Origin of the sequence: Jeotgalibaca arthritidis (genome assembly GCF_011100465.1) — a bacterium.
Taxonomy (GTDB): Bacteria; Bacillota; Bacilli; order Lactobacillales; family Aerococcaceae; genus Jeotgalibaca; species Jeotgalibaca arthritidis.
Genome location: NZ_CP049740.1, coordinates 810,752 through 823,398, shown reverse-complemented (window position 1 = coordinate 823,398; position 12,647 = coordinate 810,752). Strand labels below are relative to the sequence as shown.

The window sequence follows — 12,647 nt, the reverse complement described above, 5'->3', positions numbered from 1 at the left end:
AAAAAAGCGATTTCAAATTAAGGAGGAAAAATTTATGAATCACAAAAAAGTCGCAGAGGAAATATTGGCTGCATTAGGGAAGGACAATATCCAGGCAGCTGCTCATTGCGCTACAAGGTTACGTTTAGTTTTAAAAGACAATGACAATATCAATCAAGTGTCATTGGATAACAATGATGATGTGAAAGGGACTTTTTTAGCTAATAATCAATATCAAATTATTATTGGTCCTGGAGATGTGAATAATGTCTACGATGAGCTTGTAAAACTTGCTGGAGTGAAAGAGGCTTCAACAGAAGATTTAAAAGCCGTGGCAGCTGATGGAAAAAAAGTAAATCCAGTAATGGCACTCATTAAAGTTCTGTCTGATATTTTTGTGCCAATTGTTCCAGCATTAGTTGCTGGTGGTTTATTGATGGCTATCAATAATGTTTTAACATCCCCTAATCTGTTTGGACCTCAATCAGTAGTAGAGATGTTTCCAAGCATTACGGATTTAGCGAGTATTATTAACTTGTTAGCTTCTGCGCCATTTGCGTTTCTCCCTATTTTAGTTGGTTTTTCTGCAACCAGACGTTTTGGAGGGAATCCATATCTGGGAGCTGCAATGGGTATGGTAATGGTAATGCCAGATCTTGTGAACGGTTACGGAGTTGCGAATGCAATTGCGGACGGCAGTATGCCTTATTGGAATGTGTTTGGTCTAAATGTTGCACAAGCAGGCTATCAAGGTTCTGTTTTGCCTGTGTTAGCTGTTTCGTGGATATTGGCAAATCTTGAAAAATTCTTCCATAAGAGAATACATAAAGCCTTTGACTTTACTTTTACCCCTATGTTAGCAATCATTATTACCGGATTTTTAACATTTATTGTAGTGGGACCCATTATGCGCATGGTTTCTGATGGAATGACCAATGGATTGGTTTGGCTGTATGATACAACAGGAGCAATTGGTTTAGGCGTTTTCGGCCTGATTTACTCACCAGTGGTTATTACTGGTCTACACCAAAGTTTCCCAGCTATTGAAACAACATTACTAGCTGATGTTGCCAACACAGGAGGTTCTTTCATTTTCCCGGTTGCAGCTATGGCAAACATTGCGCAAGGGGGAGCAGCGCTTGCAGTCTTCTTCTTGACGAAAGATAAAAAGCAAAAGAGTTTAGCTTCTTCTGCCAGTGCTTCAGCATTACTGGGAATCACTGAACCAGCTATTTTTGGGGTAAATCTGAAACTTAAATTTCCTTTCATTATTGGGATGATTGCTTCAGGTATTGCTTGTGCGGTAATTGGTTTCTTCCACGTCCTATCGGTTGCAATGGGACCAGCAAGTGTTATTGGGTTTATCTCTATTGCATCAGCATCTATTCCTTATTTCATGATCGGTGTAGTTGTAAGTTTGGTGTTGTCTTTTGGAATGACATATGTCTATGGAAAAAATAAAATGAGCGAGCCGCTTGCAGAAGGTGTAGAAAGCAATTCTTCTGTAGTTGCAGTGTCAGAAACTGTCCATGCATCAGCAAAAGAAGAAGTAATTGGAACAGCAGTAAGTGGTGAAGTTGTTGCTTTGGAAAATGTGAATGATCCTGTATTTTCTTCTGGAATGATGGGAAAAGGAATCGCAGTCAAACCAAATGAGAATAAAATCTATGCTCCTGCTGATGGATTGCTTACTGTGGTAAATGCTTCAAAACACGCATACGGTTTGCAGACCGCAAGCGGTGCTGAAGTACTTATCCATATTGGAATCGATACGGTTAACTTGAATGGAAAACACTTCGAGACTTCTAGAAAGCAAGGAGAGCAAGTAAGAAAAGGAGATGTGTTAGCAATCATTAATCGTGAAGGAATCTTAGATGAAGGTTATGATGATACAGTAATCATGGTTGTTACAAACTCAGATTCATTCGAACAAATCGAAGCACTTGAAAAAACAAGCGTTCAAACTGGAGAAGACATTTTGAAAGTGAGCAAGATGGATGCAAACTAATTGGTGGAAAAAAGCGGTTATTTATCAAATTTATCCGCGTAGTTTCCAAGATACGAACGATGATGGGATCGGAGATATAAAGGGAATAGTTCAACGGTTAGATTATCTGGCCTTTTTAGGGGTAGACGCTCTATGGCTGAGTCCAGTCTATGAGTCCCCTAATGATGATAATGGCTATGATATCAGTAATTACGAACAAATTGGTGAAGAGTACGGAACCATGGAAGATATGGATGAGCTGATTTTACAAGCAAAAAAACGGAACATTCGTATTATTATGGATTTAGTAGTGAATCATACATCCGATGAACATCGCTGGTTTCAAGAATCTTTAAAAGGTCCAGACAATCCTTATCATGATTTTTATGTCTGGAGAAAAGGCCAGAATGGAGGACCACCGAATGGATTGATTTCTAACTTTGGTGGTTCAGCTTGGACCTATGTTCCAGAATTAGGCGAGTATTACTTGCATCTCCATTCTAAAAAGCAACCCGATTTAAATTGGGAAAATGAGAAAATGCGAGAAGCCATTTGGGATATGATGAATTTTTGGCTAGAAAAAGGGATTGGTGGCTTCCGTCTGGATGTGATTGATTTGATTGGTAAAATACCAGACCAAGAAATTACTAAAAATGGACCGAAGCTTCATGAATTGCTTCGCGAAATGAATCAAAAAACATTTGGACAATATGATGTCGTGACGGTAGGCGAAACATGGGGAGCGACTCCTGAAATTGCGCAACTCTATTCAGATGAGAACCGTCAAGAATTGTCGATGGTTTTTCAATTTGAACACATTAACTTAGATAAGCAAACGGGAAAAAGAAAATGGGATTTGAAGGCGCTCGAACCTCAAGAACTGCATGATGTTTTTTCAAAATGGCAAACGGAACTATCTGGAAAAGGATGGAATTCATTATTTTGGAACAACCATGATTTGCCAAGGATTATTTCTCGTTGGGGACATGATGGAAGTTATCGTGAACTGAGTGGCAAGATGCTGGCGATCTATCTTCATTTTATGCAAGGCACTCCCTATATTTACCAAGGAGAAGAGATTGGGATGATCAATTATCCCGTATCCAGTATTGCTGAAGTGGACGATATCGAAAGCATACGTATGTATAAAGAAAGAATTCAACAGGGCTATTCTGAAAAAGAAATCATGAAGTCGATAAACGCAAAAGGAAGAGATAATGCACGGCATCCGATGCAGTGGAATAATGGCGTTCAAGGTGGCTTTACGAAAGGAACTCCCTGGCTTCCGACAGGAAACACAGAGACTATTAATGTGGAAGCTGCTTTGGAAGATAGCAATTCTTTGCTGTATACTTACAAAAAGTTAATCGATTTACGGAAAACTGAACCAGTTATAGTCGATGGTGATTACACAAAGGTAGAGACTGGAAATACCAATGTATTAGCTTATTTGCGCGAATTGGCTGGCGAAAAATTGCTGGTTATGGTTAATTTTAGTCCTAGCAATCAAAGATATCAGTTAGATTTCGTTCCTAGCGTAAAAAAATGGTTAATCACAAATTATTCGGAAGAACTCTCTAGTAGCCTGGCTCCATACGAAGCTTTTGCAATAAAAATAAAATAAAAAAAGCGGACAAGTCCGCCTTGGCCTATGAAAAAATAGGAAATTTGACCCTGAATGAGCAGCGAAGCGCGCAATGGGGCAAATTTATCTTTTTTTCACTAGGTCAGGACTTGGGAGCTAGACATTGATGGCTGAACTTATAATCCCCTAGTCTATAAAAATAGCTGAAGTATGTATCTCGAGATACATACTTCAGTTTACTTATTTATTCGAAATTTCAGTTTTTTTCCAATGGTAAGCAATCACTTCGAAATCGCCTTTAATACGGGGAACGAGAATACCTGCATGATTTAATTCCGATCCACTATAGTATTTCTTTGTGGTAGAATCTTGGTAAATAGCATTTTCATCTAAAAATTTAGTCTGAAGATACTGAACGGGAACGGCTGGCCGAGCGAGACCATTGGAATAAACCAATAAAGCTTCCTCTTGGTTTTTGAATAGCCAAGCCGTTGCACCCGTTTCGGATGGTGCTTGAATACGATAAAAATCACCAAATTGAATAAGCTCGCGATGTTCTTTATACCAGGAAATTTGTTCTGTAATTTTTTGGAGATTTTCTGTAGTTTGTTTTGTTATGTCTAATTCAAATCCGAAATTTCCGCTCATTGCAATCCAACCACGAGTGTCAAGTGGAGTATTGCGTCCTACTTGATGGTTGGGAATGTCTGAAACATGAGCACCCATCATAACAGGCGGATAGAGATAGCTATAACCGTATTGAATAACAGATCGACAAAGTGCATCAGAGTTGTCACTTGTCCAAGTTTGTGGCATATAAGCCATCATGCTTGGATCGAAACGTCCGCCGCCACTTGAACAATTTTCGAAAAGCACATAAGGATAACGTTCGGTCACGGTTTTTAAAATTCGATAAAGACCGAGGACATAGCGGTGATAAAGTTCTTTTTGTTGGTCAGAAGGCAATGTTTGATTGCCAACTTCGGTTAGGTGTCGGTTCATGTCCCATTTCACATAATCAATCTTACCGGTGGCTAAATATCCACTAAGAACATCAATCAAATAATTTTGCACTTCTACGCGGCTTAAGTCTAAAACCAATTGCTGGCGTCCTTCTGTAAGGTGGTAGCCCGGAACTTGTAGAGCCCAGTCAGGATGCTTGCGAAATAAATCACTGTTCTTTGAGACCATTTCGGGTTCGAACCATAGTCCAAATTGCATATTGAGTTGATGAATCCTTTCAGCGAGATGAGCAATTCCATTGGGTAATTTTGCAGGATTTACTTGCCAGTCACCTAAAGAGGAAGTGTCATCATTCCTTTCACCAAACCAGCCGTCGTCAAGCACAAACAGCTCGATACCTAGTTTGCTTGCCAACTCGGCTTGTTGTACAAGAGATTCTTCAGATAAGTCAAAGTAATTTGCTTCCCATGTATTTAAAAGAATGGGGCGAGCTTTATCTGTAAAGGGATTAGGAATGAGATTTTTTTGATAAATTTTATGGAAGTTTTGAGACATTTGATTGAATCCCTGATCACTGTAATTGATCACAACTTCGGGCGTCTGAAAATTTTGTCCACTATCAAGCTTCCACTTGAAAGTATCCGGTTGAATACCGATCTGTACCCGGCTGGAGCCATACTGTTCCACTTCTACTTGGGCAACGAAGTTCCCGCTGTAAACAAAATGAAAAGCAAAAACTTCTCCTGAGAATTCTGTTGTCTCTCGATTTGCTAGAGCAAGAAACGGCTGATGTTGCGGACTACTGGTGCCGCGACTGCTTTCGATTTTTTGGATTCCGGGATGCAGAGATTGACGATGCAGATTGGCCTCGTTTGTATGGGAGCCATTCAAAGTAACCATATCCAAGTCCCAACGAGGGAAATCAACCAAAAGTGATCCCGCGTTTTCTAAAAAGATTGCTTGATTACCTGAGTTGATAAAGCGCGCGTTTCGAGTGAGAACCGCATCATTTTCATAGAGATTATAGGTCAGGATCATTTGAATAGTTTGTCTTTCGTCTTCTAGAACGATTTCTAACGAAGTAGTGTTGTCCTTTCGCAAATATGGGAGTCCTTCTAATTCGCGTTTCCCTTCGTAAATTCGATGTTCTTTATAGGTGAAGTCCGTAATATTGAAACCCTGTTGGTTACGGATTTGATAATTTGGTATACGGTGATCGCCATTTCCCTGTGTACTCGTTTCTAAAGGCAGGGCATTTAATGAAAAGGTACGTTCGTCAGGAATCGGATTTGTGGCAAATCCACGATCAATGAATTGCAGCTCATTGCTGCCATGGTAGCTAGTAAGACTTTTTCCAAAATAACGGTGGGTAATATATTTACCTTTTTCAATCCCGATGATATAGCTTATGTAATCATTTTTAAGATGAAAGATATTCTGTTGAGAATCAAATGTTATCGGCATATTATTCCTTCTTTCTTATTTGTTACAACAAGCATAAGGAGTCTGATGAAATGAAACAAGAAGAAAAAATTGTAAGAGCGGGTAATAAATTGCATCCATTCATTCGCCGCTTTCATTATATGGATTATCAGAATCTACCTTATATCCAAGGTCTGGGTGTAGGGACAGGACATGCGGATTATATATGGGACGGCATGAGAAGAAAAGATCAATTAGTAGTTATGCAGTATACCTTAAGCGGGAAGGGGATTTTTGAAAGTGGCGGAAAAGAATACGTTCAAAAAGCTGGAAGTTTTTTCTTGGCAGATATTCCCGGAAGATTTACTTATTTTGGAGAAGATTGGAAATTTATTTATATAGAGTTTTCGCCGATCACAAAGCAATGGCTGGCACTACCTAACCAAGCCTGCCCTTCAAGCAGTGAAAGTTTTTCAAAGAAATTAATTGAACTGATTCTCCTTTTAGAAAATGAAGAAGTGTCTTTATATGAGAATGCGAAACTCTCTTTTGATTTATTTTTACAAATAAAAGAAGAAGTTGCCCAACAAAAAGAGAAAATGGATCCTGAAGTTCAAGTGCTTCGGTCATTTATTGAAGAAAACTACCAGCAAGACATCAGTTTAGATTTAATGGAAAACCACTTCCACATGTCTAAGTTTCAGATTATCCGATCTTTTGAAGAAGCTTTTCAATACACACCGATGGCTTACTTGAGAAAAATAAGAATTCTAAAATCATTAGAGCGATTATGGGATTATAAAACGATTGATCATGTCGCTCATGCGGTTGGGTTTTCCAACGGTAATTATTTCGCAAAAGTTTTTAAATCAGAGATGGGAATGACCCCCACAGAGTATAAAGAAAGTAAAAAAATATAATGAGGAGTGAGTGTATTATGTACGGATCAATAGAGGCAGGTGGCACAAAATTTGTTTGCGCAGTTGCTGATGAAAGTTTAGAAATTATCGACCGAGTGAGCTTTCCTACAACAACACCAGAGGAAACGATGGAGTTGGTTATTCAATTTTTTAAAGGCTATCAAGATAAGCTGGAAGGGATTGGGATTGGGTCTTTCGGCCCCATTGATATTCATCGAAATTCTCCAACATATGGGTTTATTACATCTACTCCTAAATTACTGTGGCAAAATTTTGATTTCGTTGGCACAATGAAAAAACATTTTTCTCTGCCAATCGCTTGGACAACCGATGTTAATGCTGCAGCTTACGGAGAATACGTATTTGGTAAGGGAAAAGGGTTGTCGAGTGTCGTTTATTATACGATTGGAACCGGAGTGGGCGGAGGAGCTATACAAGAAGGTCGTTTCGTTGAAGGATTTAGCCACCCGGAAATGGGACATATGATGGTAGTACCTCACAAAAATGATTCTTTTACAGGAAATTGTCCATTCCATGGTAATTGTTTGGAAGGAATGACTGCGGGCCCCGCAATTGAGAAAAGAACCGGTAAAAAAGGGCAAGATATCTCTCCAGATGATGAACTATGGGACATGCTGGCTTATTATATAGCGCAATGTGCTTATAACACAACACTCATGCTCTCCCCGGATGTCATAATTTTTGGCGGTGGCGTAATGAAACAGCGCCACATGCTTAAAAAAGTTCATCAAGCATTCGAAGATTTAATGCAAAGTTATGTAAAAACGCCTGATTTAACAAACTACATTGTTACACCGGAATTAGAAGACAATGCCGGGACAATCGGTTGCTTGGCACTTGCAAAAGAAGCAAAAATTCATTTATAAGAAAAAAAAGAGTGGGAAAAAAGGCGTTTAGATCCGAATCACTGGAAGGAATAAGCACAGGATGGACGAAGACCATCCGCGCATGATTCGTGAAGTGGGTGTCGGATCTGCCTTTTTGAGCACGTTTACACCACTATTATTCGTTAATACTAGAGGGCCGGGAGTTTTTTTCCGGCCCCTTTTTTCATAGGTCAAGGCGGACTTGTCCGCTTTTCTTAGGTAGTATTCATTCGTACTATTCTTTCATTACATCAACCAATGATGATTTTTCCTTTTGCATAAGTAATGTTTTTTGTGAATTCATCTTTTCTTAACAGACTATCAACTAATGTAATCGGTCCAACTCTGCCTGCAAACATCATGATCATAATTGTTTAAAGAAGTTGCTCCATAGATAGTAGAATAGAGCCAACTAGAATTAAAAACAAAAAACTAGCTACTATTTTTTTTGAAGTTGTCCACGTATAAAACCGCTCTTTCATATTGTTCATTCCTCTTTCAATTTATAAGAAATAATATAGTCAGTTGTTATTATCAATCTTCAAGTAAAAAAATGGAAAAAAGAAGATGACCTAAATAGTTACCAAGATCACCTTCCATAGATTGTGTAAGAAATAACTTCTTTAAATTTCTCTTATTTTCTATTCATAAGGTTCTTTCAAATAGTCATGACGCTCAAATATATCAGACTCAGAAATTCCTAAAAATATTAAATCTTCTCGAACAAGTGTATTTGCTAATACACTAACGTTTAACGGCGCATTTTTTGATTCACGCATGCCGATCAAGTTGATGTCATATCTTTTGCGTAAATCCAGTTCTTGAATCGTCTTCCCAACCCAGCTTTTAGGAGGTGAAAATTCTACAATGGAAGTGTGGTCGTCTAGTTCCACAATATCTTCAATTTTGTTTCGCATCAATTTTTTTGCGAGACGGACTCCTGATTCACGTTCAGGCAAAATCACTTCGTTTGCGCCAATTTCTTGAAGAACATCGCGATACATATTATTTTTTGCTTTAGCAATGATTTTTGGTACACCTAGTTTTTTACAATGCATCACTGCAAGTACACTCGCTTCTAATACAGTACCGGTAGAAATCACAACTGCATCGCAGTCTCCAATGCCGATGGTTTCCAATAAATCACGGTCAGTAATGTCACCAATCACGCCTTTTGTAATGAGAGTCTCCAAATCGTTGACGTTGTCCTCACTTTTATCCACGGCAATGACATCATAATCAAATTCTGCAAGGGTGCGGGCAATACTTCTCCCGAAAATCCCCAACCCTAAAATTCCAATCGTTCGTTTCATGAGTTTTACTCCATTCTATCCGATAATTATTTTCCCAGCAGCATAGGTAATATTTTTTGTTTCTTTATCTTTACGCGCTAAACTCTCAGCCATGGTAATCGGTCCAATCCGTCCAGCAAACATTAAGATAATCAGGGTTATTTTACTAGCAATCCCTAATGTCGGCGTCAGATGGGCGCTAATCCCAACCGTTGTAATCGCCGATACAGCTTCAAACATCAAAATAATAAAGTCCACATCTGGGTTCAATAGTGACAATACGCCCGTTCCTAAAAGGAAGGCCGAAAAGAAAACTGAAAAGATAACAAAGGCATTTCGAACAGTCGTTTCAGGAATTGTATGGTTCCAAATGTTCACATTTTTCTGCCCGCGGAAGACGTTGTAAACCAAAATGACAATCATAGCGATGGTCGTTGTTTTCACACCACCAGCCGTACTACCCGGTGATCCCCCGATAAACATAGAAATGACAAACCAGAATAGAGTAAAAGGATAAACTTGCGTAAAATCAACCGTAGTTAAACCAGCCGTCCGCATAGTAACCGTTTGGAAAAAACTAGCCAATAACTTTTCACCAAAGGAAAAATTACCAATGGTATGAGGATTTTGATATTCGACAACTAAAAACATCAGCGTTCCCACTACTGTTAAGATAAGGCTCACCATAATAGCCAAGCGACTGTGGAGCGATAATTTACGGTAGAAGTAACGTATTCTCTTTTTCCCCTTACGCTTTAACCAATTACGCGATACCAAAGCAAAATCGAACCAGACGTGAAAGCCAATCCCACCTAGAATAATTAAAATCGAAATAACAAGGTTAACTAAGGGGTCATGAACATAAGAAACGAGAGAATTGCTTCCTAACGTATCAAAACCTGCATTCGTAAAGCCAGAAATAGATAAGAATAAGGCTGTAAATAAGCCTTCAGCCCAGCCAAAATCAGGTACAAATCGGAATGATAAAATAAAAAAACCAACTGCTTCAATTACAAACACATATTTTAAAATGGTAATCAGAAAAGAACGAAAGTCCGTTGCATCCTCACGATTCAACCCTTCCTGAACCGCCAGTCGCTCACTCAATGACATCTTCCGACCAAAAGCAGTGACCACACTAGCTACAATGGTCATAATTCCTAACCCACCAATTTGCATTAAAATTAAACAAATCACCTGCCCAAAAAACGAATACGTATGAGCGATAGGCGTATCCACAAGCCCCGTTACCGTTACTAAAGAAGCAGCGTGGAAGAAATGATCAAAATAAGTTGCTTGAGAACCCAGATGTTGACTGATTGGCAGTGATAATAGAAAGGTTCCAATCATAATCAATATAATAAAACTCGCCACAATCTTCTGAGAAATACCCCAGCGAGAGATCCAGTCGCGCACAAAACCACTCCTTTCAAAAAATAGATTGCACTTATCTTTGTTTTTCACTAACATGAAGATGAAAATATAAAAGGGGCAAGGCACATGAATATAAAGATTATAACAGTTGGAAAATTAAAGGAAAAGTATTTGAAGCAAGGCATTGCCGAATACACCAAACGTCTCGGTAGCTATTGCAAAATGCAAATCATCGAAGTTAACGACGAAAAAGCACCAGAGAACCTCAGCGATAAAGAAATGGAAATGGTCAAAGACAAAGAAGGCGAACGCATACTAGCTAAAGTAAGCGATCAAAGCTATGTCTTCGCGCTTGCCATTAACGGCAAACAATACGATTCCGTCGATTTTGCCAAAACCATCGAACAACTCGGCATTTCTGGCAAAAGTGACCTCACCTTTATTATCGGTGGTTCACTCGGATTAAGCAAGGCTGTACTCAAGAGAGCCAACCAAGAGATTTCATTTGGAAAATTAACATTCCCACATCAGTTGATGCGGTTGGTGTTGGTAGAGCAGGTGTATCGTGCGTTTCGGATTATGAAGAATGAGCCTTACCACAAATAAGTGAGGTTTTTACGTAAAACCACAGCTCAAACTGATGCGGGTTCGCTTTATGATTTTAAAAGCTTGTGACAATTGTGTTCAATGGCAATGAATGAGCCGTATCATAAATGATTTAGCAGACAATCGAGGAAATATAAAGTTCTATTTACCTTTTGACGATTTTAAAACAAGACCCATGTTTAAATGGGTTAGTGAATATCTTCCCTAAAATTGATTTAATTAAATGTGGAAGAAAAAATAAATTACAAGTGGAAGGAAGGGAAGAATATGCAGTGGTTGATAGGAAAAAAGGAACCAGTTTTTCTAAAACAGAATAGTAATATAGAAAGTAAGATTGATTCTTTGAAAGCACTAAGGCCAACACTTAATAAAAAAGGCCAAAAATTGATTGATCGTGATATTAATTTTTTAGAGTACGGTATGGCGGGGGAAAAGAATATTGAATTTGAATTAAAAAATAGTCATATGCCAATGTACGTCCTCCATGATGTATATCTTGAACATAAAGGATTGGGTGCTCAGATTGATTATCTAGTGTTTACCAAGAAAATTTGTTTTGTTATTGAGTGTAAAAATTTATATGGAGATATTGAAATCAACAATAATGGTGATTTCATAAGGACAATGGAATTTAATGGATATAAGAAAAGAGAAGGAATTTACTCTCCAATTACTCAGAACCAACGGCACATGGACTTAATTAGAAAGCTTTTAATAGGCCGCAAGAAGAGTTTTTTGATGAAAATAAGTGCAGATAAATTATTTGACAATAGCTATAATTCAATTGTTGTATTGGCTAACCCAAAAACAATTTTGAAAACAAGGTATGCAAAAAAAGAAGTTAAAGAGAAAGTTATTCGATCCGATCAGCTAGTTACATATATTAAAGATACTTACAAAGCATCTAAGGAACCAAAAAGATCTGATAAGGAAATGCGAGAGTGGGCAGAAGCTTTCCTTAAATATTTTCATAAGGATATCGAAAAAGATTACACTCAAAAATATAAAGCTTATCTGAGAAATACTGATGATGAGGATGATTTAAATAATCTGGAACTAGAAAGCAATGTTATAGAGGAAACGGAAATTTACAAGACTTTAAAAAATTTCCGGTTAAAAGAAAGTCGCAAAGAAAAAATTAAAGCGTATTATATATTTACTAACAGTGAATTAGAGAATATTATTACTGCTATGCCTAAAAACAAAGAAGAGCTACTTAAAATCAATGGATTTGGGGAAAGAAAAGTAGAGAAATACGGAGCTGCTATTTTAGAGATTTTAAAGAAATATTGATTGAGATGAATAAAAAAAAACGAATATTCATGTTGCTAAATTAAATATAAAAAAATCAATGTTTGTTAAGACATCCGTAACGATTTAATAGCGATTAAAAAACCGCAGTTACCATCCATACGGAGAACCGTACCATAAGTAAATGAGTTTTTTTAAGGTCATTAAAATTATTATTATATCAGGTATGTAGTGAATTTAAATTAGATGGGGATAGAAATATAGTTAATACTGAGTGAACATGATGCATAGGAACTAGCACGCCATCGTATAATTTAACAGAACAATTCTAGAAAGAGCCTAAATCTTAATCAAAATGGGTTAGGCTCTTCATTTACGAAT

The 12,647-nt window shown here is 37.9% G+C and carries 9 protein-coding genes; 6 read left to right on the top strand and 3 right to left on the bottom strand.

Translation table 11 applies throughout. The features are described from left to right. The first annotated feature begins 34 nt into the window (after window positions 1-34). Both G7057_RS04090 and G7057_RS04085 read left to right on the top strand, forming a co-directional pair. Entirely contained in the window at window positions 35-1,987 is a 1,953-nt protein-coding gene (locus G7057_RS04090; RefSeq protein ID WP_166161549.1) for a sucrose-specific PTS transporter subunit IIBC, read from the top strand. Further along, complete coding sequence (locus tag G7057_RS04085) at window positions 1,977-3,590, top strand: glycoside hydrolase family 13 protein (protein ID WP_166161548.1); 1,614 nt, start codon at window positions 1,977-1,979, stop codon at window positions 3,588-3,590. Before G7057_RS04090 ends, G7057_RS04085 begins: the two co-directional genes overlap by 11 nt. A gap of 201 nt (window positions 3,591-3,791) precedes the next feature. Here G7057_RS04085 and G7057_RS04080 read toward each other — a convergent pair whose 3' ends face one another. Continuing rightward, window positions 3,792-5,978: an alpha-galactosidase gene (locus tag G7057_RS04080; RefSeq protein WP_166161546.1), complete on the bottom strand. Its 2,187-nt coding sequence runs from the start codon at window positions 5,976-5,978 to the stop codon at window positions 3,792-3,794. A 50-nt stretch (window positions 5,979-6,028) separates the two neighbouring features. Between G7057_RS04080 and G7057_RS04075 the strand changes: the two genes are divergently transcribed. Further along, window positions 6,029-6,856 carry a helix-turn-helix domain-containing protein gene (locus G7057_RS04075; RefSeq protein ID WP_166161544.1) on the top strand — a complete coding sequence of 276 codons (828 nt, stop codon included), beginning with the start codon at window positions 6,029-6,031 and terminating at the stop codon, window positions 6,854-6,856. Between the two features lie 14 nt (window positions 6,857-6,870). Continuing rightward, window positions 6,871-7,743 (top strand): fructokinase ScrK, encoded by an 873-nt coding sequence (gene scrK, locus G7057_RS04070; RefSeq protein ID WP_166164062.1) that lies wholly within the window; start codon window positions 6,871-6,873, stop codon window positions 7,741-7,743. 641 nt (window positions 7,744-8,384) lie between these two features. On the opposite strand, the gene G7057_RS04065 is transcribed toward scrK, so the two are convergent. Further along, complete coding sequence (locus G7057_RS04065) at window positions 8,385-9,056, bottom strand: potassium channel family protein (RefSeq protein WP_166161542.1); 672 nt, start codon at window positions 9,054-9,056, stop codon at window positions 8,385-8,387. Between the two features lie 15 nt (window positions 9,057-9,071). Beyond that, a complete protein-coding gene (locus tag G7057_RS04060; protein ID WP_227004654.1) occupies window positions 9,072-10,451 on the bottom strand; it encodes a TrkH family potassium uptake protein in 1,380 nt (459 codons plus the stop codon). A gap of 84 nt (window positions 10,452-10,535) precedes the next feature. Here G7057_RS04060 and rlmH point away from each other — a divergent pair, with 84 nt between their 5' ends. After that, a complete protein-coding gene (gene rlmH, locus G7057_RS04055; protein ID WP_166161538.1) occupies window positions 10,536-11,015 on the top strand; it encodes a 23S rRNA (pseudouridine(1915)-N(3))-methyltransferase RlmH in 480 nt (159 codons plus the stop codon). Between the two features lie 267 nt (window positions 11,016-11,282). After that, entirely contained in the window at window positions 11,283-12,308 is a 1,026-nt protein-coding gene (locus G7057_RS04050) for an HRDC domain-containing protein (protein WP_166161536.1), read from the top strand. Window positions 12,309-12,647 lie beyond the last annotated feature (339 nt).